The organism is Micromonospora sp. WMMA1996, from assembly GCF_002573675.1.
GTDB lineage: Bacteria > Actinomycetota > Actinomycetes > Mycobacteriales > Micromonosporaceae > Micromonospora > Micromonospora sediminicola.
In genome coordinates this window covers 743,551-766,095 of the sequence record NZ_PDHU01000003.1, presented here as the reverse complement: position 1 = coordinate 766,095, position 22,545 = coordinate 743,551, and the positions used below count along the sequence as shown (strand labels likewise).

19 protein-coding genes are annotated in these 22,545 nt (G+C 75.9%); 15 read left to right on the top strand and 4 right to left on the bottom strand.

Annotated features, from left to right (window positions below; all coding sequences use genetic code 11):
* Positions 1-82 precede the first annotated feature (82 nt).
* The 3 genes from COO58_RS23240 to COO58_RS23230 all read right to left on the bottom strand — a co-directional run bounded on the left by COO58_RS23240 (position 83) and on the right by COO58_RS23230 (position 2,639).
* Complete coding sequence (locus COO58_RS23240) at positions 83-907, bottom strand: ABC transporter permease (RefSeq protein WP_091570985.1); 825 nt, start codon at positions 905-907, stop codon at positions 83-85.
* A complete protein-coding gene (locus COO58_RS23235) occupies positions 904-1,845 on the bottom strand; it encodes an ABC transporter ATP-binding protein (protein WP_369700213.1) in 942 nt (313 codons plus the stop codon). The genes COO58_RS23240 and COO58_RS23235 overlap by 4 nt, the downstream gene beginning before the upstream one ends.
* Positions 1,846-1,982: 137 nt before the next feature.
* Positions 1,983-2,639: a hypothetical protein gene (locus COO58_RS23230; protein WP_098747396.1), complete on the bottom strand. Its 657-nt coding sequence runs from the start codon at positions 2,637-2,639 to the stop codon at positions 1,983-1,985.
* Between the two features lie 164 nt (positions 2,640-2,803).
* Here COO58_RS23230 and COO58_RS23225 point away from each other — a divergent pair, with 164 nt between their 5' ends.
* The 9 genes from COO58_RS23225 to COO58_RS23185 all read left to right on the top strand — a co-directional run bounded on the left by COO58_RS23225 (position 2,804) and on the right by COO58_RS23185 (position 12,529).
* Positions 2,804-3,583, top strand: a complete 780-nt coding sequence (locus COO58_RS23225) for a GNAT family N-acetyltransferase (protein WP_091570988.1) — start codon at positions 2,804-2,806, stop codon at positions 3,581-3,583.
* Positions 3,580-4,581: a 1-acyl-sn-glycerol-3-phosphate acyltransferase gene (locus tag COO58_RS23220; protein ID WP_245666146.1), complete on the top strand. Its 1,002-nt coding sequence runs from the start codon at positions 3,580-3,582 to the stop codon at positions 4,579-4,581. The genes COO58_RS23225 and COO58_RS23220 overlap by 4 nt, the downstream gene beginning before the upstream one ends.
* Positions 4,582-5,060: 479 nt before the next feature.
* Positions 5,061-5,900: a DUF4097 family beta strand repeat-containing protein gene (locus COO58_RS23215; RefSeq protein ID WP_091570996.1), complete on the top strand. Its 840-nt coding sequence runs from the start codon at positions 5,061-5,063 to the stop codon at positions 5,898-5,900.
* Positions 5,897-6,520, top strand: coding sequence for a PadR family transcriptional regulator (locus COO58_RS23210; RefSeq protein ID WP_091570999.1), 624 nt, complete (start codon positions 5,897-5,899; stop codon positions 6,518-6,520). Before COO58_RS23215 ends, COO58_RS23210 begins: the two co-directional genes overlap by 4 nt.
* 64 nt (positions 6,521-6,584) lie before the next feature.
* Positions 6,585-7,286 carry a response regulator transcription factor gene (locus COO58_RS23205; RefSeq protein WP_088646020.1) on the top strand — a complete coding sequence of 234 codons (702 nt, stop codon included), beginning with the start codon at positions 6,585-6,587 and terminating at the stop codon, positions 7,284-7,286.
* Positions 7,283-8,827, top strand: coding sequence for a HAMP domain-containing sensor histidine kinase (locus tag COO58_RS23200; protein WP_091571002.1), 1,545 nt, complete (start codon positions 7,283-7,285; stop codon positions 8,825-8,827). Before COO58_RS23205 ends, COO58_RS23200 begins: the two co-directional genes overlap by 4 nt.
* 62 nt (positions 8,828-8,889) lie before the next feature.
* Positions 8,890-10,494, top strand: coding sequence for a S1C family serine protease (locus tag COO58_RS23195; RefSeq protein ID WP_091571005.1), 1,605 nt, complete (start codon positions 8,890-8,892; stop codon positions 10,492-10,494).
* A gap of 135 nt (positions 10,495-10,629) precedes the next feature.
* On the top strand, positions 10,630-11,301 hold the full coding sequence (locus COO58_RS23190; RefSeq protein WP_091571008.1) for a BON domain-containing protein: 672 nt from the start codon (positions 10,630-10,632) through the stop codon (positions 11,299-11,301).
* 166 nt (positions 11,302-11,467) lie between these two features.
* A complete protein-coding gene (locus COO58_RS23185; RefSeq protein ID WP_255292759.1) occupies positions 11,468-12,529 on the top strand; it encodes a glycosyltransferase family 4 protein in 1,062 nt (353 codons plus the stop codon).
* A gap of 4 nt (positions 12,530-12,533) precedes the next feature.
* On the opposite strand, the gene COO58_RS23180 is transcribed toward COO58_RS23185, so the two are convergent.
* Positions 12,534-13,964, bottom strand: coding sequence for a serine/threonine-protein kinase (locus COO58_RS23180; protein ID WP_098747180.1), 1,431 nt, complete (start codon positions 13,962-13,964; stop codon positions 12,534-12,536).
* Between the two features lie 180 nt (positions 13,965-14,144).
* Between COO58_RS23180 and COO58_RS23175 the strand changes: the two genes are divergently transcribed.
* The 6 genes from COO58_RS23175 (at position 14,145) to COO58_RS23150 (ending at position 22,537) form a co-directional block, all read left to right on the top strand.
* On the top strand, positions 14,145-14,978 hold the full coding sequence (locus COO58_RS23175) for a patatin-like phospholipase family protein (RefSeq protein ID WP_091571019.1): 834 nt from the start codon (positions 14,145-14,147) through the stop codon (positions 14,976-14,978).
* The gene (locus COO58_RS23170; RefSeq protein WP_098747179.1) at positions 14,978-16,000 is read left to right on the top strand and encodes a 1-acyl-sn-glycerol-3-phosphate acyltransferase; all 1,023 of its coding nucleotides are present in this window, start codon (positions 14,978-14,980) and stop codon (positions 15,998-16,000) included. Before COO58_RS23175 ends, COO58_RS23170 begins: the two co-directional genes overlap by 1 nt.
* Positions 16,001-16,055: 55 nt before the next feature.
* Positions 16,056-16,376 carry a divalent-cation tolerance protein CutA gene (gene cutA / locus COO58_RS23165; RefSeq protein WP_091571025.1) on the top strand — a complete coding sequence of 107 codons (321 nt, stop codon included), beginning with the start codon at positions 16,056-16,058 and terminating at the stop codon, positions 16,374-16,376.
* 47 nt (positions 16,377-16,423) lie between these two features.
* Positions 16,424-19,912, top strand: a complete 3,489-nt coding sequence (locus COO58_RS23160; RefSeq protein WP_098747178.1) for an SCO7613 C-terminal domain-containing membrane protein — start codon at positions 16,424-16,426, stop codon at positions 19,910-19,912.
* A 216-nt stretch (positions 19,913-20,128) separates the two neighbouring features.
* On the top strand, positions 20,129-21,181 hold the full coding sequence (locus tag COO58_RS23155; RefSeq protein WP_098747177.1) for an acyl-CoA desaturase: 1,053 nt from the start codon (positions 20,129-20,131) through the stop codon (positions 21,179-21,181).
* Between the two features lie 204 nt (positions 21,182-21,385).
* On the top strand, positions 21,386-22,537 hold the full coding sequence (locus COO58_RS23150; RefSeq protein ID WP_091571044.1) for an FHA domain-containing protein: 1,152 nt from the start codon (positions 21,386-21,388) through the stop codon (positions 22,535-22,537).
* Positions 22,538-22,545 lie beyond the last annotated feature (8 nt).

Sequence of the window (22,545 nt, the reverse complement as noted above, 5' to 3'; positions counted from 1 at the left end):
GTGATCCGGCGACTCCTGCTAGACGACGGCGGCCCCGGCCGGTGACACGGGGTCACCGGCCGGGGCCAGGGTGCGCGGCGACTCAGGAGATGTCGCGCCGGCGGATCGTCAGCACGCCGATCGCGCCGGTCACCACCGCGTACCCGATGAGCACCGCGGCGCCCGCCCACCGGGGCGGGTTGCCGGGGATCTCGGCGCCGCTGACCATCAGGCCGGAGGCCAGCGACGGCACCAGCAACTGGAGCTGGTTGATCCAGTCGCCGAACCGCTGCGCGAGCAGGCCGATGGCGATGGCCGCGCCGATGGTGCCACCCAGGTAGAGCAGGATGCCGGTCACGGTGGCGCCGATCTGGCTGCGGATCAGCACGCCGAGCCCGACGCCGAGCACCGACCAGAGCAGGTAGGCCAGCCCGTTGAGGGCCACCGCGCGCCAGACCGCCCCGCTGCCGAACTGCGCGCCGACGTCCGTGGCGTTCAGGATCAGCGGTGCGAAGATCAGGTTGAGCACCGTGGTGCCGATCCAGAACAGCAGCGCCAGCACGCCGGCGGCGGCCAGCTTGGCCAGCATCACCGCGGTGCGGTGCGGCGCGGTGAGGAACGTGGTGGTCACCGTCTGGTGGAAGAACTCGCTGGTCACCACCACGATGCCGAGCAGCATCACGATGAGCAGCCCGAAGAACTGCCCGTTGGTGTAGAGGTTGGCCGCGATGCTGTCGGCGCTGGAGACCGCCTGCACCTGGTCGGCCTGGTCGGCCGGCACGTCGCCGACGTTCCCGCTGGTCAGCGCGTCGGTCTGCAGCCAGTTGAAGAGCAGCGAGAGCCCCCACAGCGGCACGCTGATCAGCGCGAAGATCCACCAGGTGCTGGTGGTGCGGATCTTGAGCAGTTCGGATCGGACCAGCGTCATCGGATCTCCGCCTTTCCGGCCGTCAGCTCCAGGAAGACCCCTTCGAGGTCGGGGCGCTCGGTGGTCAGCTCGTGCAGCTCCACCTTGGCCGCCAGCGCGACGCGGCCCACGGTCGGCGCGTCCACGCCACCGACCAGGAGCGCGCCGTGCGGGTCGGCGTCGACCGTGGCGGACTGCTCGCGCAGCGCCGCGGCCAGCTCGTCCGCCTGCGGGGTGCGCACCCGCACCCGGGCGCCGTGCGTCATCGAGCCCATCACCTGCTCGACCGGACCCTGCCGGACCAGCTTGCCGGCCGCGATGATCACCACGTCGTCGGCGAGCAGCTGCATCTCGGAGAGCAGGTGGCTGGAGACCAGCACGGTACGACCCTCGGCGGCCAGTCCCTTGAGGAAGCCGCGCATCCAGCGGATGCCCTCCGGGTCGAGGCCGTTGGCCGGCTCGTCCAGGATCAGCACCTGCGGGTTGCCGAGCATCGCGGCGGCGATCCCGAGCCGCTGCTTCATGCCCAGCGAGTAGCCCTTGAACTTGCGCTTCGCCGCCGGGGAGAGCCCGACCAGGGCGAGCGCCTCGTCCGCCCGCTCCTTCGGCAGCCCGGCCGCCGCGCAGATCACCCGCAGGTGGTTGATGCCGGTGCGGCCCTTGTGCGCGCTGGACGCCTCCAGCACCGCGCCCACCGTGCGCAGCGGGTCGGTCAGGTCGGCGTACCGGTGGCCGCCGATGGTGGCCGTGCCGGCGGTCGGCGTGACCAGGTTGAGCAACATGCGCAGGGTGGTCGTCTTACCCGCGCCGTTCGGGCCGAGGAAGCCGGTGACCCGGCCCGGCTCGACGGTGAACGACAGGTTGTCGACCGCCCGGACGTTCTTGTATTGCTTGGTCAGGCCGGACACGATGATCTGGCCGGTCGCGGCACTGGGGCGTGGCTGCCCGTCGGACATCATTCTCCTCTCCTGCCCCGGCGCGCTGGACGCACGCCGGTGGGGGCGCCGTTGCGGGGGCGCCCCGCACAGCCTTCCAACCCGGCGCAAGGGGGTCAATCAGGCGGGATGCGTACGCGCCGTCCTCCTCAGGGAGGAGATCAGCTCGCCGGCACCGCGACCCAGGTGGCACGGGCCCGGCCGAGCAGGGCGCCGTCCGGCCCGTACAGGCTGGTGTGCACCTCGGCCTTCCGCCCCTCGCCGCCCACCGCGAGGCCGGTCACCACGCACTCGTCGCCGGGCCGCGGCAGCGCGGTGACCTGCGCGGCGATCCGCCCCAACACGTACGGCCGGCCGGCGGAGAGCACCGCCCAGCCGCCTGGGCAGTCGAGCGCCGCCCAGACCGTCGCCGGCACCACCTCGGCCGGCGCGCGGAACGGCGCGGCGGTCCGCCCGTCGGGCAGCCGGCCGGGGAAGATCCGCAGCCCGTCCGGGCGCGTCGGCCCGCAGACGTAGCAGCCGGGGAACGGGTGGTCCACCAGACCGGGGTACGCCCGCGCGGCCTGCTCGGCCGTCGCCCGGTCCACCGGCGGCACGACCGCGTCGACCGGCTCGACCCGGCGTACCTGGGCGACCAGCCGGCCCTCCGGGTCGCGCACCTCGCCGTCGCCGGCGGTCAGTGGGGTGTCCAGCGGCGGCGGCCGGCGCAGGGTGACCTCCACCGGCCCCCGGTCGTCGATCAGCGCGGCGAAGATCCCGGCGCTCCAGCCGCCGTTGCCCGAGCCGTCCGGTCCGTGGAAGCGGGCCTCGACGAGCATGTGCACCTCCGGGTTCCGTGCGCCGCCGGCGCCGTCGTCGGCGGTCGCCCGGCAGCCTCGCACACCCGCCGTCACCGGTTCGCGCACGCCGCCGCCGACGGGCGTTCACCGGATCGACATCCCTCACCCCGGGGGCGGCAACCCGGGGCCCTTACACAGGACCCATGGCCGTTCTGCACGCCGCTGGCGCACCGCTCACGACCAGCGGTTACACCCTGCTGATCGCCGACGACCCGACCCTGGTCGCGGCCGCGCAACGCTTGCGCCACGAGGTGTTCGCCGGCGAACTCGGCGCCACCCTGCCGCCGGGGTCCGCCGGGCTCGACGCCGACGAGTTCGACGCCCACTGCGACCACCTGGTGGTGCTCCGCGAGGGCACCGGGGAGGTGGTCGGCACCTACCGGCTGCTGCCGCCCGGACGCACCGACCGGCGGTACGCCGACGGCGAGTTCGACCTGGCCCCGCTGGCCCCGCTCCGCGACGACCTGGTCGAGGCGGGGCGCTCCTGCGTGCACCCGGACCACCGCACCGGGGCGGTGATCAACCTGATGTGGGCCGGGATCTGCCGCTACCTGCACCTGCGTGGCTCGCGCTGGCTCGGCGGCTGCGCCTCGGTGCCGGTCGCCGACGGCGGGACCGCCGCCGCCGAGGTGTGGGCGCGGGTGCGGGCGCGGCACCTCGCCCCGCCGCCGCTGCGGGTCACCCCGCGCCGGCCCTGGCTCGCCGAGGCGCCGGCGGCGGTCGACCCCGCCACGCTCACCCCCGCCGAACGCCGCGCGCTCGTGCCGCCGCTGCTCCGCGGCTACCTGCGGCTCGGCGCGTGGGTCGGTGGCGAGCCCGCGTACGACCCGGACTTCGGCTGCGCCGACTTCTACGTGCTCTTCTCGCTGGACCGGATGAATCCGCGCTACCTGAAGCACTTCCTCGGCGAGGTCGGCTCGTGACCGGCGAGGGGCTCTGGCGGCCCGCCTCGGGCTGCGGGCCGGACTGCCTGCCGCCGCCCGCCGCGCCGGACGTGTCCTGGGCGTGCCGGGTCGGGCGGCTGCTCGGCGTACTCGGGATGGTGCTGGCCGGGGCCGGCCTGGCGGCGGTGCTGCCGTTGCTGCCGGCGGCCGACCGGCAGGCGGCGCTGCGACGCTGGGCCCGGGGAACGCTGCGCGCCCTCGGCGTCCGGCTGACGGTCCGGGGCCGGCCGCCGCGCCGCCGCGCGCTGCTGGTCGCCAACCACGTCTCCTGGCTGGACATCCTCGCGGTGCTCGCCGTCGCGCCGGCCCGGATGCTGGCCAAGCGCGAGGTCCGGGGCTGGCCGCTGGTCGGCGCGCTGGCCGCCGCGGCGGGCACGGTCTTCGTGGACCGGTCCCGACCGCGCGAGCTGCCGGCCACGGTCGCCCGGGTGGCCGGGGCGCTGCGCGCCGGGCACCCGGTGGCGGTGTTCCCGGAGGGCACGACCTGGTGCGGCACGGCGACGGACTGCCGCCCCGCCCGGGGCTTCCGACCGGCGATGTTCGAGGCCGCGGTCGCCGCCGGGGCGCCCGTGGTGCCGCTCGGCCTCGCCTACCGGCACGCCGGCGACCCGAGCACGCTGCCCGCGTTCCTGGGCGAGGAGACGCTCTGGGCGTCGGTGCGCCGGGTGCTGGCGGCCCGGGACCTGACCGTGGCGGTGACGGTGACGGCCGCCCTGCACCCGGCCGACGGGGCGGACCGGCGGTTGCTGGCCCGAGCCGCCGAGGCCGCCGTCCACCCGGCGCCGACCACCCGGACCCGGGTGACCCGTCCCGCCCCCGTGCTCGGTGGCCCGACCGGGTATCCGCTCTTGTCGGCACCCCGGTCCCGCTCCCTCATCGATGTCGTGTCCCGGGCCGACGTTTCGTCCTCCCCGGGCGTCGTGCCGTCGCCGTCGCCGTCGGGCGTGGCCGGGCCGGACCTCGACCTGGTCGCCTGACCACCCCGCCGCCGCGTCACCGCACCGCACCGCACCGCCCCGCCCCGCCCCGCGCCCGCCCTCCCGCCGACAGCGGTTCGGGCTTCACCCCCCCGGAACCCTTCCACCCAAAGGGATCGATCTTCCACCTCTCAGAACGTCCGCAGATCTTGGTACGAAACGGCCCCTATGAGGGCCCTCTCGTACCAAGATCTCGGCGTCCTCAGCGTGAGCGGAGCCTCGCGGCCCCGGACGGTGGACGGCTGGGGCCGGCCTCGGGCTGACGCTCCGGGCCTCCCGGTGCGGGGACTCGTCCCGTTGATCAAGGAGTTTGCGTCGGCGGTCCTGCCGGACGTCGACGCGAACTCCTTGGTCAACGGGGGAAGGGTGAGGGGAGACGCGATACGGTCGCGATAGGGACTTGTTCAGTCGCGATGTATCGCGTTATGGTTCTGTCGTCATCGGGCGTGCCGGGGCGGCGCGCGACGAGGGGAGGAACCATGGCCAGCTGGACGGTCGACAGCCCGCAGCGGCTCACCCTGGACGAGCCGGTCACCCGGCTCGAGGTCCGGCTGGTCAGCGGCCGGCTCAACGTGGTGGCCACCGACGGCCCGGCCCGGGTCGACGTCACCCGGATCAGCCGCCGCCCACTCGTGGTCGAGCTGCGCGACGGCCGGTTGACCGTCCGGCACGAGCGGACCACCCGCTGGCCGGGCGTGCTCTGGTGGCTGGGGCAGCTCCGCCGCCGCTACCGCGCCGAGGTGTCCGTGGCGGTGCCGGCCGAGGCGCTTGCCGACCTGCACCTGGTCGACGGCGCGCTGGTCGCCTCCGGACTGCGTCGCGACACCCGGGTCGACGTCACCTCCGGCCAGGTCACCCTGATGGGGCTGCGCGGCCGCACCACCGCCAAGGTCGTCTCCGGCCCCGTCGAGGCGCTCGGCATCGGCGGTGACCTCGACCTGGAGACGGTCTCCGGCGAGCTGATCCTGGCCGACAGCGCACCCGAGCGGGTCCGCGCCCACGCGGTGTCCGGCTCGATCACCTGCGACCTGGACAACCCGCGCGGCAGTGAGATCCGGCTCAGCGCCATCTCCGGCAGCATCACCGTGCGGGTCCGCGAGGACAGCGACCTCAGCGTGCACCTGCACACCACCTCCGGCCGGATCACCAGCGGCTTCCCGCAGATCTGCGGCGGCCAGCACGGCTTCGGCGCGGTCAAGGACAGCCACGGGGTGCTCGGCGGGGGCGCCGGTAAGCTCTGGGCGTCCGCGACGTCCGGCAGCATCGCGCTGCTGGCCCGCCCGGTCGCGGACGCCGACGACGTGGAGGACCTGCCGTGACCGCCGTGTTCAGTCACGGGCGGCTCCGGCTCTACCTGCTCAAGCTCCTCGACGACGGGCCCAAGCACGGCTACGAGCTGATCCGCCTGCTGGAGGAGCGCTTCCTCGGCCTCTACGCGCCCAGCGCCGGCACCATCTATCCCCGGCTCCAGCGGCTGGAGGTGGAGGGTCTGGTGACCCACACCGCCGTGGGTGGGCGCAAGGTCTACGAGATCACCGACGCGGGCCGGGCCGAGCTGCGGCAGCGGGCCGACGAGCTGGCCACGCTGGAGGCCGACATCAGCGCCTCCGTCGAGGACCTCTCGGCGCTCGCCGGCGAGATCCGCACCGAGGTACGCGGTTCGGTGCGCGACCTGAAGCGGGAGCTGCGCGAGGTGGCCCGGCAGACCCGGCAGGGCCGCTGGACACCGCCGCCCCCGCCCCCGCGCCCGGGCGGCAGCGGGAGCCCACCCGGCCCGGCCGAGTCGCCGTTGCTCGCCGAGTTCGACAGGCGGCTGGCCGCGTTCACGGTCGAGGTGGGCGCCCTGGTCCGGGCCGGGCGGCTCAGCGACAACCAGCTCCGCACCGCGATCCGGGTGCTCGACGGCGCGCTCGACGGGCTGCGACGACTGCTCCGCTGAGCTCACAGGTTGTTTCCAGGTGGCGCCCAGCGCGACCGCAGCCGGAGCACGGATGATGGGAGCCATGGCGGCTACCCAGACCGAGGCCCGACTGCTCGTCGTCGAGGACGATCCCAACATCCTCGAACTGCTCTCCGCGAGCCTGCGCTTCGCCGGCTTCGACGTGGCGACGGCGACCAGCGGCAGCGCCGCGCTGCACGCCGCCAAGGACCACCGGCCCGACCTGGTCGTACTCGACGTGATGCTGCCCGACCTGGACGGCTTCGAGGTCATCCGGATGCTCCGCGAGGGCGGCACGCGTACCCCGGTGGTGTTCCTGACCGCGCGCGACGCCACCGACGACAAGATCCGTGGGCTGACCCTGGGCGGCGACGACTACGTCACCAAGCCGTTCAGCCTGGAGGAGTTGACCGCCCGGATCCGGGCCGTGCTGCGGCGCACCGCGACCGGCGAGCACGCGCCGTCCCGGCTCACCTTCGCCGACCTGGAGCTGGACGAGGAGACGCACGAGGTGCACCGGGCCGGCCAGCGGGTGCAGCTGTCGCCGACCGAGTTCAAGCTGCTGCGCTACCTGATGCTCAACGCCAACCGGGTGCTCAGCAAGGCGCAGATCCTCGACCACGTCTGGAACTACGACTTCCGCGGTGACGACAACATCGTCGAGTCCTACATCTCGTACCTGCGGCGCAAGGTCGACAACACCCAGCCCCGGCTGATCCACACCCTGCGCGGGGTGGGTTACGTGCTCCGCAAGCCGGCGGCGTGAGCGCCGTCCACGACGCGAAGGGCTGGCTGCGCGGGATCCCGCTCCGGCTCAAGCTGGTCACCGCCGTGCTGGCACTGGTCGGCGGGGCACTGCTGGTCATCAGCGTCTCCACCGCGTACTTCCTGCACGACTATCTGGTGGGCCGGATCGACGGCGAGTTGGACGACCAGCTCGACCGCGGTGTGACGGTCAGCCAGGAGAACCTGAGCACGCTTCCGACCGACTACCTGGTCGCGCAGTGGAACAGCACCGTCCGGCAGGGCAAGGTGGCACGCGACCGCGCGCTCGACGACCAGGACCTGCCGGCGGGCATCGGCCAGCAGAGCTGGTACGACGAGCACGCCAACGGGGAAGCGTTCACCGACGACGGCGCCGACAAGCGGGTCCGGTGGCGGTTGATGGTGCGGCAGGACGGCGAGGACTCGTACCGGGTGGTCGGCCAGAACCTCGACGACGTCGATCTCTCCGTCCGGCAGCTGCTCTGGATAGACCTGCTGGTCGGTGGAGCGGTGATGATCATCCTGGCGTCGGTGGGCGCGGGCATCGTGCGGACCAGCCTGAAGCCGCTGGTGGAGATCGAGCGGACCGCGGCGGCCATCGCCGGCGGCGACCTGACCCGGCGGGTGCCCGACCCGGAGGAGGGGCGGGCCTGCCCGACCTCCGAGCTGGGCCGGCTCTCCCGGGCATTGAACGCGATGCTGGCCCAGATCGAGGCCGCGTTCACCGCGCGGGCCGCCTCCGAGGCGGCGGCGCGCAGCGCCGAGATGGGCGCCCGGGACGCGGCCGCCTCGGCGCAGGCGTCGGAGGGGCGGGCCCGCCGCTCCGAGGAGCGGATGCGGCAGTTCATCGCCGACGCCTCGCACGAGCTGCGTACCCCGCTGACCACCATCCGGGGCTTCGCCGAGCTGTACCGGCAGGGCGCGGCGCGGGAGCCGGAGCAGACCGCGGACCTGCTGCGCCGGATCGAGGACGAGGCGTCCCGGATGGGGTTGCTGGTCGAGGACCTGCTGCTGCTGGCCCGGATGGACCGGGAGCGGCCGATCGCGCTGGCCCCGGTGGAGCTGCCGGTGCTGGCCTCGGACGCGGTGGAGGCGGCCCGGGTGGTGGACCCGGACCGGCGCATCGAGCTGGAGCGGGAACCGGGTTCCGGCCCGCTGGTGGTGCTCGGCGACGACGCCCGGCTGCGTCAGGTGATCGGCAACCTGATGACCAACGCGCTCACCCACACGCCGTCGGACGCCGCGGTGACGCTGCGGCTGCGGGCGGAAACCGGCAACGTCGCCGTGGTGGAGGTCGCGGACACCGGGCCCGGCCTGACCCCGGAGCAGGCCGAACGGGTCTTCGAGCGGTTCTACCGGGTGGACGCCGCCCGGACCCGGCGGGCCGGCGGGCCGACCAGCACCGGGCTCGGCCTGGCGATCGTCGCCGCGCTGGTGGCGGCGCACCACGGCACGGTCGAGGCGGCCGAGACGCCGGGCGGGGGCGCCACGTTCCGGGTGAAGCTGCCGCTGCTGCCGGAGTCGCCGGAGCCGGGCGAGTGACTTACAGAAAACATTCAGGCGGATTCCAGGCTGGTGACAGTGCCACGGGGAAAGCTGGTGTCATGACCGAGCACGAGACCGATCCGCAGCGGTCGCCGGCCCCCGCCGACGCCGAGCCGTCGCACCACACCGCCGAGCTGCCCCGCGTCGAGAGCGGGACGTCGGACTCCACCACCACTACCCCGGCCGCCGCGCCGGTTCCGGCCGACTCCCCGGCCGCCGGAACCGTCGCCCACGCCGGCTCTCCCGACACGCCGACTCCGTCGGGGTGGGCGACCCGGCCCGGCCCGGACGCGCCGGTCGCCTCCGGTGTCCAGGCCGACCCGGCCGCCCACGGCGGGCAGCCTGCCCACGCCGGCTCGCCGGGCCACCCGTACGGGCCGTCCACCGCGACGCCGTCCGCCCCGCCGTACCCGGTCTCCGGGCAGTCGCAGCAGACCTACCCGTGGTACGGGGGCCAGCACCAGGGCGGTTGGGCGCAGCAGGGCGGCGCCGGCTACCCGTCGTCGCCGCACTCCGCCGGCCCGGTGCCGACCTACCAGGCCCAGCCGCACCAGCAGTACCCGCACCAGGCCGGGCAGCCGGTCCCGCCGTGGGGCCCGCAGCAGCCGGCGCGGCCGAGCCGGGCCGGCAAGTTCGTCGGCGCGGGCGCGCTGGCGCTGGCCCTGATGCTCGGTTCGGGCGTGGCCGGCGGCGCGCTGGCCCTCGCGCTCGACGACGGCGGCGGCGTCACCCGCACCTACTCCGCCGCCCCGGTGATCAACAGCGCCGACCTGCCCAAGATCGCGGCTGCGGTCCAGGACAGCATCGTCACGATCATGACGAACAGCGGTGAGGGCTCCGGGGTGATCCTCAGCGCCGACGGGTACGTGCTGACCAACAACCACGTGGTCGCCTCCGCCGGCGGGGACACCGTCAAGGTGGTCTTCGCCGACGGCAAGACCGCCTCGGCGAAGATCGTCGGGACCGACCCGAAGACCGACCTCGCGGTGGTCCAGGCCAGCGGCGTGAGCAACCTGAAGGCGGCGAAGTTCGGCGACAGCGACGCCATGCAGGTCGGCGACCAGGTGCTCGCCCTGGGCAGCCCGCTCGGCCTCCAGGGCTCGGTGACCGCCGGCATCCTGAGCGCCCGCGACCGCACCATCGCCGCAGGTGAGGGCGGCCAGCAGCAGAACCCGCAGCAGGGCGCCAGCTCGATCTCCGGGCTGCTGCAGACCGACGCGCCGATCAACCCGGGCAACTCCGGCGGCGCGCTGGTCAACACCCGGGGCGAGGTGATCGGGATCAACACCGCGATCGCCACCGCCGGGCAGGGCAGCAACGGCAACATCGGCGTCGGCTTCGCCATCCCGAGCAACAAGGCCAAGGACGTGGCCGAGAAGCTCCAGCGGGGCGAGAAGGTCAGCCACCCCTCGCTCGGGGTCAGCGTGAACGCCGCCGAGGACGGCGGCGCCCTGGTCGCCGCCGTCACGCCCGGCAGCGCCGCCGAGAAGGCGGGGCTCCAGCGGGGCGACGTGATCACCAAGTTCGGCGACACGGTGGTCAACGACTCCAACGATCTGGTCGGCGCCGTGCAGGCCGGCAAGGTCGGTGACCGGGTCGAGGTCCAGTACAAGCGAAACGGATCGGCCGAGACGGCAACCGTGACGCTCGCCGAGACGTCATAGTCCGTAACACCTGCCTCCCTCCCGGGCGGCGGGTGACGGAGCCAAGGGGGTTGGCTCCGTCACCCGCCGCCCTTTTTCGTGCCTCACCCGGTCCGGGTGACCCGGGCTCACCCCCACCGGCGGCACCCTCGGGGCATGACCACCACCGTCGCCGCGCGCACCGACCAGGAGATCCAGCGGGACGTCCTCGCCGAGCTGGACTGGGACGCGCAGACCCGGCCCACCGAGATCGGCGTGACCGTCGCCGAGGGCGTGGTCACGCTCACCGGCCAGGTGGACAGCTACGCCCGGCGCTGGGCGGCCGAGCGCTGCGCGCACCGGGTACGCGGGGTGCGTGCCGTCGCCAGCGAGCTCGACGTCGACCTGCCCGTGGCGGACCGGCGTACCGACGCCGACATCGCGATCGCGGCCAGCCGGGCGCTGGAGTGGGACAGCTTCGTGCCGGCCGAGCGGCTGGACGTGACCGTCGCCGACGGCTGGGTCATGCTCCGCGGCGAGGTGGAGTACGGCTTCCAGCGTCGGACCGCCGAACGCGAGCTGCGCCGGCTGCGGGGCGTACGCGGGGTGACCAACCTGGTCGAGGTGCGCCCGCCGACTCCGCCCAGCGACGAGCAGAACCGCCGTGACCTGCGCCGCCTGCTCGTCCGGCGCACCGGGACCGAACGCGTCGACGCCCGGGTCGAGGGCGACACCGTGGTGCTCGCCGGCGTGGTGCGCGCCTGGTGGCAGCGGGAGGAGGCGGAACGGGCGGCCTGGGCCCTGCCCGGCGTACGGGAGGTGCACGTCGGGATCGTGGTGACCGACTGAACGTCGACCGCCCGCCGTCGACGTCGGCCGATGGCCGGCCGCGCCGCCGTTTAGCGCCGGTCGGGTCGGGAACCCGCCGCCGATCGGGTACGCCGGGGACCAACGGGGAGGGCTCGTGGCCGTGAACCAGCCGGACCGCGCGTGGACCGGACCTCTCCGGATCGCGATGGTGGTGCCGCCGTGGCTCTCGGTGCCGCCGCCCGGGTACGGCGGGCTGGAGACGCTGGTGGCCGGGCTGGTCGACGCGCTGATCGACCGGGGGCACGCGGTGACGTTGTTCGGCGCGGGCACGGAGCACGGCACGAACGCCCGTTTCGTCTCCACCTGCGCGGAGTTGCAGTACGACCGGCTCGGCGAGTCGCTGCCCGAGCTGGCCCACCTGGCCCACGTCGACCGCCTGGTGGACCCGGCCGACTTCGACCTGGTGCACGACCACACCACCATCGGCCCGATGGTGGCCGGCCGCCGCCGCGTCCCCACCGTGGCCACGGTGCACGGCAACCCGGTCGGCGAGTACGGCACGGTGCTCAGCAACACCGACCGGGGCGTGGGCCTGATCGCGATCTCGCACGCCCAGCGTCGGGCCAACCCGGGCCTGCCGTGGGTCGGCACGGTGCACAACGCGATGCCGCTGCGGGACATCCCGCGCAAGCGGTCGCCGGGGGCCGGGCCGGTGCTCTGGCTCGCCCGGTTCAGCCCGGACAAGGGCCCGGACGTGGCGATCCGGGCCTGCCGCGCGGCCGGGCTGCCGCTCACCCTGGCCGGCAAGTGCCACGAGCCGGCCGAGCGTCGCTACCTGGAACAGGTGGTCGAGCCGATGCTGGACTCCGACGTCACGCTGGTGGTGAACGCGGAGCGCGAGGCCACGCTCCGGCTGCTGCTCGACGCCCGCTGCCTGATCATGCCGATCCAGTGGGCGGAGCCGTTCGGCATGGTGATGGTGGAGGCGATGGCGACCGGTACGCCGGTGGTCGCGCTGGGCCGGGGCGCGGTGCCGGAACTGGTCCGACCGGGTGTCACCGGGCTGGTCTGCGACCACGCCGACGAGCTGCCGGCGGCCCTGCGGGCGGCGGCCGACCTGGACCCGGCCGACTGCATCGCGCACGTCGCGGAGAACTTCTCGGTGGAACGGATGGCCGCCGACCACGAGGCGGTGTACCGGGGCTTCCTGGCCGCCCGGGCCACCGCTGACCGCCCGCGCGCGGTCACCCCGGTCGTCGCCGGCTGACCGGTCAGGTCGGCCCGGCCAGCAGCCGCGCGGCGGCGGCGTCGAGCTGCCGCGCGTACCCGGGACTGATGCTGCCCTCGCGTCGACGCTCGGCGATCTTGCCGCGGAGCCGGTCCACGGCGGCGGTCACCTCGCCCTCGTCGGCGGCGATCGCGTTGCGCAGCAGGTTGCGCAGGTCGACGCCGACGTCGTCGCGGATCTGCCCCTCCGCCAGCCCGGCCGCGATCAGCCCGTCGACCCGTTCGGCCGCGTCGGCCGGGTCGCCGGCCGCAGCGGTCGGCCCGACGGTGGCGGCCGGCGGCGTCGGCTCGATGGACGGGGTGCCGGCCGTCTCCTCCGGCGCGGTGGGCGGCACCCGCACCGGCGCGGTGGTCGGCAGCACCCGGGGGTGGCTCGGCCGGTCCGGGGTGAGCGCGGGCACCAGCAGCGCGGCGGCGGCGACCACCGCCACGCCGGCCCCCGCCCACGCGAGCGCGCGTCGCCGGTCCGGCGCGGGACCCGGCGTCGCCGCGGTCGCCGTCGTCGCGTGCGGGGGAGCGGGCAGCGCGGGCAGCGCGGGCAGGGTCATCGTCGGCGCCAGCATGGTGGCGGCCTGCGGGTCGGCGGGCAGCAGCTGGTCGCGGAGCACGGCCGCCACCCGGTGCGCGGTCGGCCGGCGGCGCGGGTCCCGGTCCAGGCAGCGCAGGCAGATCTCCGCGACCGGCCGGGGCAGCCCCGGTACGCCGTCCAGGGTGGGCGCCGGGCTGTCCGCCAGCGCGGCGCTCAGCTGCTCCCAGGTCTCCGCCGCGTACGGCGGCTGGCCGGTCAGCGTCTCGAACAGCAGCACGCCCAGCGAGTAGACGTCGGTGGCCGGCTGGGCCGGGGCGCCGTCCAGCCGCTCCGGCGCCACGTACGCCGGGGTGCCGAACGTGCCGCCGTCCTCGTCCTCGTCCGGCGCGCCGACCCGGGTGGCGATGCCGAAGTCGAGCACCTTGGCGCCGTTGCCGGTCATCATCACGTTCGCCGGGGTGACGTCCCGGTGCACGATGCCGAGCCGGTGCGCCGCGGCGAGCGCCTCGGCCACCTGGGCGCCCGTCTCCACCGCCGTCGGCCAGGGCAACGGCCCCTCGGTCAGCCGGTGCTCCAGCTCCTCGCCGCTGAGCAGCTCCATCACCACGAACGAGGTGATCGAGCCGTCCGGGGCCACCGTCTCGCCGTAGTCGTGCACGGCGGTGACGTGCGGGTGGTCGAGCTGGGCGGCGGAGCGGGCCTCCTCGCGCACCATGTCCCGGAACCGGGCGTCCGCGGCGAGCGAGGGGGCGAGGACCTTGACCGCGACCACCCGGTCGAGCACCTCGTCGCGGGCGCGCCAGATCACCGACATGCCGCCGGCGCCGATCCGGTCGATGAGCCGGTACCGCCGGGCCAGCAGACGGCCGGCCTGCAGTGTCGCCATCACCTCGCACCTGCCTGGGCTCGGGAGCGCTACCAGGTTGCGGGAATGTGTCCGACCTGTCAACGGCCGTCCGATCCCGGATCGCGGCCCGCGCGCCGCCGCTGACCGTCCGTGACGGCCGTGGTCGGCCCCGCCGCCACCGACGGGCCGGGCTGTGGGCCGCGTGCCAGGATGAACGGCATGGCAGGTGGTCCGGTGGCGTTCGTGCTCGGCGGCGGGGGAGTGCTCGGCGCCGTCGAGGTGGGCATGCTGCGGGCCCTGTTCCGCCACCGGATCCGACCCGACCTGGTGCTCGGCACCTCGATCGGCGCGGTCAACGGCGCGCTGGTGGCCGCCGACCCGACCGAGGCGGTGACCGACCGGCTGGTCCGCCTCTGGGCATCCCCGGAGGCCAGCGAGGTGTACGGCGACTCGGTCGCCCGGCAGCTGCGCCGCTTCGCCGCGCGCACCCACCTGCACTCGCCCCGCCCGCTGCGCCGCCTGCTGGAGAGCGAGCTGGGCGAGGGCACCACGTTCGCCGACCTGGCCGTGCCGTTCCGCTGCTGCGCCGCGAACATCGAGCGCGCCGCCGAGCACTGGTTCAGTGAGGGCCCGCTGGTGCCGGCCGTGCTCGCGTCCGCCTCGGTGCCGGGGCTGCTGCCACCCACCCAGATCGCCGGGCAGCACTACATCGACGGTGGGGTGGTCAACTCGATCCCGGTCGGCGAGGCGGTGGCCGCCGGCGCGACGCAGATCTTCGTGCTCCAGGTGGGCCGGATCGACCGCGAGCTGAGCCCGCCGCGCCGGCCCTGGGAGATCGCCCAGGTCGCGTTCGAGATCGCCCGCCGGCACCGGTTCGCCCGCGAGATGGCGGCGCTGCCCGACGGCGTCGCGGTGCACGTGCTGCCGACCGGCGGTCTGGACCCGCGCGACGACAGCCCGTGGGCGTACCGGGACATGGCGGCCGTGGGGCGGCGGATCAGCCGGGCGTACACCGCCTCGCGCCGCTACCTGGACACCGCGCTGGAGCGTTGATGCCGCTGCCACCCCGCTGGCTACGCCGGTTGCTGCTCGCACCCGGCGTGGTGCTGCTCGCCGTCGCCGTGGTGACCACGCTCCCGGTCTGGGCGCTGCTGGCGCTGGCCGCGTCGCCGCTGGTGCCGGGGCGGCTGCGCCCGCTGCGGCTGCTCTGGATCGGCGCCGTCTACCTGGTCTGGGACGCCGCCGCGCTGCTCGCCCTCTTCCTGCTCTGGGTGGCCTCCGGCTTCGGCGCGTACAAGCGGTCGCCGGCCTTCCAACGGGCCCACTACGTGGTCGCCGGCCGCTTCCTCCGGGTGCTGTTCTGGCAGGCCCGGTGGACGCTGCGGCTGAGCATCGACGTGGTCGGCACCGACCCGGACACCGCGCTGCCCGGCCGGCCCGAGCTGGTGCTCTGCCGGCACGCCGGGCCCGGCGACTCGTTCATCCTGATCCACGCGCTGGTGAACTGGTTCCACCGGGAACCCCGGATCGTGCTCAAGGAGAGCCTCCAGTGGGACCCGGCCATCGACGTGCTGCTCAACCGGCTGCCCAACCGCTTCATCGCGCCCGGCGCGGACGGCCGGGACTCGGCGGTCCAGCAGATCGGCCACCTGGCCACCGGCCTGGACGACGACGACGCCTTCGTCATCTTTCCCGAGGGCGGCAACTTCACCCCGTCGCGCCGGCTGCGCGCCATCGCCCGGCTGCGGTCGCTCGGCCTGGAGCGGATGGCGCTGCGCGCCGAGCGCATGCAGCACGTGCTCGCGCCGCAGCCGGGCGGGCTGCTCGCCGCGCTCGACGCCGCGCCGGACGCCGGGGTGATCTTCGTGGCGCACACCGGGCTCGACCAGATGCTCACGGTCGCGGACGTGTGGCGTGAGCTGCCGATGGACAAGCGGATCGTGATGCGGTTCTGGTCCGTCCCACCGGAGGAGATCCCGGCCGGCAAGCAGGAACGCATCGACTGGCTGTTCGACTGGTGGGGTCGGATCGACCGGTGGGTCGCGGCCAACCGGGACGACACGGCCGACGCCTGACCGGATTCCCGCGCGGTTCGCGGCGGCGGCGCGGTCGTCCGCGTAGGGTGCGCTGGTGGAGCAGATCTGCGTGGTGACGACGGTGGTGGACGCCCGCGGGGTGGCGGACGTCCTGGCGGCTGCCGCCGTCGCCGGCCGGCTGGCGGCGTGTGCCCAGGTCGGCGGGCCGGTGGACAGCACCTACTGGTGGCAGTCGGCGATCCAGACCACCGCCGAGTGGTCGGTGCGGTTCAAGACCGCGCCGGACCGGGTGGACGCGCTGGTCGACCAGCTCCGCGCCAACCACCCGTACGAGGTGCCGGAGATCCTGGTCAGCCGCGAGGACAGCGGCAACCCCGACTACACCGCCTGGGTGCGCGAGCAGACCCGTCCCTAGGTACGCCTACTCTGTCCGCCCGCCCCGGGGACGACGAAGCTGGCCGGGTGGAGAACACCGGCTACCCCTGTCCCGGTTGCGGCGCCCCGGCCGACCTCGTCGCCGGATGCCGCGGCTGCGGCCGTCCGCCCTACCCGCCCGCCGCCGAGGTGGTCCGGCTGGACCGGGAGATCGCCGCGCTGACCCCGCGGGTCGAGGCGGCCCGGGCCGCGTACCAGGATCTCGCCGGCCGGCTCTCCACGGTCCGTCAGACCAGGGCGGCGCTGGCCGCCCGGATCCGCCTGGAGATCCCCGCGCCGCGTCCGGTCGCCGCGCCGGCGCCGGCCGTCGCCGGACCGCCGCCGGTACGACCGCTGCCGCCCGTCGCGCCGGCCCGCCCCGGCGGCGCGGAGACCTCCACCCGGGCCGTGCAGAGCCTGCTCTTCGTCCTGGGTGGACTGTTGCTCGGCACCGCCGCGGTGGTCTTCACCGCGGTCGCGTGGGCCGCGTTCGGGGTGGCGGGTCGGGCGCTGATCCTGCTCGCGGTCACCGTGGTCGCCCTCGCCGCGCCGCTGGTGGCCCGGGCGCACGGGCTGCGCGGCACCGCCGAGACGATCGCCGCGGTGGGTCTGCTCCTGGTGGTCCTGGACGGGTACGCCGCCTGGTCGGTGAACCTGTTCGGGGTGGCCGGCTGGCCGGGCAGCCGGTACGCCGCGCTGGTGGCGGCGGCCGGTGCGCTGGTGGCCGCCGGGTACGGGCGGCTCAGCCGCCTGACCGGGCCGTGGTTCGCGGCGTGGCTGGCCGCGCAGCCGGTGCTGCCGCTGGCCGTGGCGGCGGCCCGGCCGGGCGCGGCGGGTTGGGCGCTGGTGCTGACCGCGCTGGCGCTGGGCGACCTCGTGGTGGTGGTCGCCCTGCGTCGCCGGGCCCGCGCCGGTGGGGGGCCGGCCGCCGGGGCGGTGCCGGCCGGCGAGGTGCTCGGCTGGGTCGGGCACGGCGCGGCGTTGGCCCTGGCGGCCGGCTGCGCGCTGGTGCCGCTGGCCCTCGGCCGGGCGGCCGGCACGCCGCTGCTGGCCGGCGGCCCGCTGCTGGTGGTCGCGCTGGCCCTGCTCGCCGGTGCGGTCGCGGCCGGCGGGCGGCTCTGGCGGGCGGTGGCCGCCGGCCTGCTGGTGCCGGTGCTCGCGGCCGCGCTGCTGCGGCCGGTGGCCGAGCTGCGTCCCGGGATGCTGCTGCTCGCGGCCGGGCTCGCGGTGGCGGTACTGGCCGGAGCGGTCCGGGCGTTGCCGGCGGGACTGCGGACCGGCCCCCGGGTGGGCGCGCTCGCGGTGACCGCCGGGCTGGGCCAGGTCACCGTCGTGCTCACCGGGCTGGTGGCCGCCGCGAGCGCGGCCGTCGCCCTCCCGGCCTGGCAGGGCGGCCGGACCGCGCCGGCCCCGTCCTGGGGCTGGCAGCTGCCGCCGGCCTTGCTGCTCACCGCCGGCGCGGTCGCGCTGCTGACGCCCCGGGCCGCCCGGCCGCTGGTGGGGGCGGTCGCCGCCGGGCTGACCGCGCTGGCCGTGCCGGCCGTGGCCGCGACGCCGTGGCCGCTGGTGCTGGTGGTCGACCTGGTGGCGGCCGCCGCGCTGCTGCTGGCCGCCGTGGCCCGCCCGCGCCCGGGCCGGGTCGTCGTCCCCGTCGCCGCGTCGACCGGCGCGGTGCTGCTCGGGCACGCGCTGCTGGTGGGCTGCGCCGCGCCGGCCGGGGCGGGCGCGGTGCTCGCCGTCTCGGCCGCGCTCGGCGTGACGGTGGCCGCGCTCGGCCGGCGCGGGCGGGGCGCGCAGCCGGTCGTCGCCGGCGTCGCGTTGGCCGTGGCGCTGGTCGCCGTACCGGCCGGGGTGGTCGTCGGGCTGCTCGGCCTGGGCGCGCCGCCCTGGTGGCAGCTGCGGGGCGGGACCGCCGCCGTCGTGGTGCCGGTGCTCGCCGTCCTGGCGGCCCGCCGCACCTGGCCCGACCTGAGCGGGTACGCCTCGGCGGGGCTGGCCGTGACGCTCGCCGCAGTCGGTCTCGGGCCGCTGGTCGGGGCGGGCGCGGAGCCGGTGGGGCTCCACGCCGTGGCGGGTGCGCTGCTGGCGCTGGCCGCCGGTGGCGGGGCCCGGCCGGCACCCGCCCCCCGCACGGTGGGCTTCGCGCTGGCCGGGCTCGCGCTGCTGGTCGCCGCGCCGGTGGCGCTGGCCGTGCTGGTGGACCTGCCGGTCCGGCCCTGGTCCGGGGTGCCCGCCGCCACGGCGGCGCCGGCGCAGGCGGCCCGGGCCGGGCTGGCGCTGCTGCTCCTGGGTGTCGCCGCGGCGGGGTACACCCGGGTCGCGTCGCCGGGCGGACGCCGGCGGCTGCCGGCGCTGGCCGCGTCGCCGTTCGGCGCGGTGGCCCTGCCGGTGCTGCTGTCGGCGGCGGGGGCGCCATGGCCGGTGGTGCCGGCGCTGGCGTTCGGGACCGGGCTCGGCGCGCTGCTGGTCGCCGCGTCGACCGGCCCGCGTCCGGCGCTGCCGGCGGTGCTGACGCCACTGGGGACGGTCCTGGTGGCGACCGGCTTCGGTGGCCTGCTGGCCACCCGCGCCGGGACGCTCGCCGGGCTGGGCGCGCTGGTGGTGTCCGGCGCCGTGGTCGGGGTGACGGGACGCCCGGTCGCGGTCCGGCTCGCCGGCTGGCTGGGCGCGGTCGCCTCGGCCACCGGCTTCGCGCTCACCGCGTCGCTCGCGGCCGGGCTGCCGCCGCGTACCGCCGGGTTCGCGGTCCTGGCCGTCGCGGCGGTGACCCTGCACGCGGTGCCATCGCTGCGCGGCGGCGCGTTCGGGGTGCCTGCGGGCGGTGCGGGTGGCCGGCCGGGGGAGCGGGCCGCCTCGCCCGGCGGGGTGGCCCGGGCCGGTGCGCCGGCGATGGAGGCGGCGGCCCAGGCGGTGGCGCTGCTCGCGCTGCTGCTCACCGTCGGCACGCTGCGCCACGCGGCGGCGGTGTGCGTGCTGTGGGGGGCGGTCGTCGGGCTGCGGGTGCTGCGTGGGGGCGAGACGCCGGCCGGGCGGCGGGCGCTGGCGGGCGGCGCGGCCGCAAGTGAACTGTTCGGCGGCTGGCTGCTGCTCGGCGCCGGCGGGGTGACGGTGCTGGAGGCGTACACCGTGCCGGCGGCGGTGCTCGCGCTCGCCGCCGGCCTGGTGGCGCTGCGGCACCGGCCGGGGCTGACCAGTTGGCTGGCGCTCGGCCCGGGGCTCGGCGCGGCGTTGCTGCCCAGCCTCGTCTCGGTGCTGGCGTCCGGGGAGCCGCAGCCGTGGCGACGCCTGGCGCTCGGGGTGGTGGCGCTCGGTGTCGTGCTCGGCGGGGCGGTCCGGCGCTGGCAGGCCCCGGTCGTGCTGGGCGCGGCCACGCTGGTGCCGTTGGCGCTGCACGAGCTGGCCCGGGGCTGGGATCTGCTGCCCCGCTGGATCTTCCTCGGCCTGGGTGGCGTGCTGCTGATCGCCCTGGCCGCCACCTACGAGCGCCGCCGCCGCGACCTGGCCCGCCTGCGCACCCTGGTCGGCCGCCTGACCTGACCTGACCCCTCCGTCGATCTTGCACTTGTGGCCCAGGCCAAAGGGGCATTCCCGACTTAGGGCGGGCCGGAAGTGCACGATCGGCGGGACGGGTGGGGGTAGCACCACCGGGAATCCGGGGGTGTGCGGGATTAACTCTGGGTGTTCGGGTCGGGAGGATCGGTGACGGAGAGTCGCGCGGCGTGCGCGGCTCGCGGCACCGGGGGGCGACACCGCATGAGCACTTCCACGTTGGCGGCGCCGGGGGCGCGGCGGGGCAGCGACTACGCGCGCCTGTCCCGCCGGGTCGCCGAGGCGGGTCTGTTCCACCGGCGGCCCGGCCGGTACGCCGTCCGCATCGTCCTCACCCTGGGCGCCTTCCTGGCCGGCTGGGCGCTGGTGGCGGCGGTCGGGGACTCCTGGTGGCAGCCGGCGCTGGCGGTCGGGATGGCGGTGGCCACCACCCAGGTGGCGTTCCTCGGCCACGACGCGGGGCACCGGCAGATGTTCCGCCGGCGCGGCCCGAGCGAGGTGGCCGGCCTGGTCGCCGGCAACCTGGCGGTCGGGCTCAGCTACGGCTGGTGGGTGGACAAGCACAACCGGCACCACGCCAACCCGAACCACACCGACGAGGACCCGGACGTGGGCGCCGGCGCGCTGGTCTGGACGCACGAGCAGGCGCGGGCCACCCGGGGCCTGGGCCGGTGGATGGCCCGCCGGCAGGCGTGGCTGTTCTTCCCGCTGCTGCTGCTGGAAGGGTTGGCGCTGCACGTGGCGAGCGTCCGGGCGCTGACCGGCCGGGAGCCGGACGGCCGGTGGCGCGTCCCGGTGCGGCACCGGGCGGTGGAGGGGCTGCTGCTGGCGGCGCACGGCGTCGGTTACGTCGGCCTGCTCCTGGCGGTGATGTCCCCGGGCAAGGCGCTGGTCTTCGCCGCCGTGCACCAGGGGCTGTGGGGCCTCTACATGGGGTGCGCGTTCGCCCCCAACCACAAGGGCATGCCGATGCCGACCGCCGAGGACGACCTCGACTACCTGCGCAAGCAGGTGCTCACGTCCCGCAACGTGCGCGGTGGCCGCGTCGTCGACCTGGCGCTGGGCGGCCTGAACTACCAGATCGAGCACCACCTGTTCCCGAACATGCCCCGCGCCAACCTGCGCCGGGCCCGGCCGCTCGTCCGGGCGTACTGCGCCGAGCAGGGCATCCCCTACGCGGAGACCGGGCTGATCGAGTCGTACCGGCAGGCGTTGGCGCACCTGCACGACGCGGGCCGCCCACTGCGGGCGGGCTGAGTCGGGGGGAGACACGGCAGGGGGCGTCGGGGGGACGTCCCCTGCCGTGGCGCGCGCCCCTTCCGGGCGGGCGGCACCGGGCCGCCGTCGGGAGCGGCCGGTAGGGTCGTCGCCAGGTGGAGGGCGCGCCCCGGTGGTGGCGCGCGGCCCAACGGGGCGGATCGCCCCGGGCGGGTCAGGCGACGACATCGTGCGGAGCGCGGCATGAGATTCGAGATCAGCAAGGTGCTGGACGCCATCGAGGGGCGGGTCTGCACCGACCCCTCGCTGGCCCGGGCCGTGGTCGACCTGGCCGAGGTCATCCGCTGGCAGAACCTGGACGGTGGCCGGCCGGCCAGCCTGCTGCGGCTCGGCATGGTGATCGACGCCCTGTCCCGGCAGATCGGCGAGGACAGCGTCCCGGTCTACGCGATCGTGCACCGGGCGCTGCTGTCCGACGCGGACCTGACCTCCAACGAGCGGATGGTGGTCCGCCGCTGGGCCGACGACGGCCTGGTGGAGGTGCTCGACCAGCCCGGTGACCGGATGTTGGAGGTGGCCGACCTGCTCGGCCTGCCGGTGCTCACCCGGGCCCGGTTGGACGGGCTCGTCGGCCGCTACCCGTGGCTCGGCCAGGCCGGCCGGGTGCTCGCCCCGGTGCCCGGCGCCGGTGGCCCGGTCTTCATCGCGCACGTCGGCGGCGGCCAGGACCCGACCACGGGCAGCCGCTCGCCGGCCGGGGTCAAGGTGCTCTCCCGGCAGTGGCGCTGCCCCGAGCCGGGGTGCGCCCTGTTCGGCGGCGGCGGGGGTGGCGGCGCGTTCGCCGACCTGGCCGCGGTGGACCGTGCCCCGGCCGAGCAGCCGCCGCCCACGCTGCGCACCGGCGTACCGACGTGTCCGCGGCACGGCGCCCGGCTCTCCGACGGCGGACCGCGTCCGCGCAGCGAGGTGCTGGCGGTGCGGATCGGCGGGCTGGTGCGGCGGCGCTTCGCGCTCACCGAGACCGAGCCGGTGGCGGTCGGGCGGGCGCCGGACGGACCGGGCGGGGTGACGCTCGGCCAGTGGCTCAACGACGAGGCCCGGCGCTGGATCAGCCGCAGCCACGTCCAGTTCGCGCTGGGTCGGGGCGGCGAGGTGGTGGTCACCGACACCAGCACGAACGGCTCCGGCGTACGACCGGGCGGATCCATGGTCGAGACGGAGCGGATCCCGCTGCCGCCGCAGCAGTCCCGGGTGCTGGGCGAGGGCGACCTGATCGAGCTCTACCCGGGCGTGCAGGTCGGCCGCGCCGGCGAGATGGCCAGCGACGCGACCTACACCCCGAACTCGGTGATGGCCGAGGCGCCGACCATGGCGATGCGGCTGCCACGCCCCTGACCGGCGAA

Coding starts and splice junctions, on each gene's coding strand:
- COO58_RS23240 (WP_091570985.1), bottom strand. CDS start 907: ATGACGCTGGTCCGATCCGAACTGCTCAAGATCCGCACCACCAGCACC.
- COO58_RS23235 (WP_369700213.1), bottom strand. CDS start 1,845: ATGATGTCCGACGGGCAGCCACGCCCCAGTGCCGCGACCGGCCAGATC.
- COO58_RS23230 (WP_098747396.1), bottom strand. CDS start 2,639: ATGCTCGTCGAGGCCCGCTTCCACGGACCGGACGGCTCGGGCAACGGC.
- COO58_RS23225 (WP_091570988.1), top strand. CDS start 2,804: ATGGCCGTTCTGCACGCCGCTGGCGCACCGCTCACGACCAGCGGTTAC.
- COO58_RS23215 (WP_091570996.1), top strand. CDS start 5,061: ATGGCCAGCTGGACGGTCGACAGCCCGCAGCGGCTCACCCTGGACGAG.
- COO58_RS23205 (WP_088646020.1), top strand. CDS start 6,585: ATGGCGGCTACCCAGACCGAGGCCCGACTGCTCGTCGTCGAGGACGAT.
- COO58_RS23195 (WP_091571005.1), top strand. CDS start 8,890: ATGACCGAGCACGAGACCGATCCGCAGCGGTCGCCGGCCCCCGCCGAC.
- COO58_RS23190 (WP_091571008.1), top strand. CDS start 10,630: ATGACCACCACCGTCGCCGCGCGCACCGACCAGGAGATCCAGCGGGAC.
- COO58_RS23185 (WP_255292759.1), top strand. CDS start 11,468: ATGGTGGTGCCGCCGTGGCTCTCGGTGCCGCCGCCCGGGTACGGCGGG.
- COO58_RS23180 (WP_098747180.1), bottom strand. CDS start 13,964: ATGGCGACACTGCAGGCCGGCCGTCTGCTGGCCCGGCGGTACCGGCTC.
- COO58_RS23175 (WP_091571019.1), top strand. CDS start 14,145: ATGGCAGGTGGTCCGGTGGCGTTCGTGCTCGGCGGCGGGGGAGTGCTC.
- COO58_RS23170 (WP_098747179.1), top strand. CDS start 14,978: ATGCCGCTGCCACCCCGCTGGCTACGCCGGTTGCTGCTCGCACCCGGC.
- COO58_RS23155 (WP_098747177.1), top strand. CDS start 20,129: ATGAGCACTTCCACGTTGGCGGCGCCGGGGGCGCGGCGGGGCAGCGAC.
- COO58_RS23150 (WP_091571044.1), top strand. CDS start 21,386: ATGAGATTCGAGATCAGCAAGGTGCTGGACGCCATCGAGGGGCGGGTC.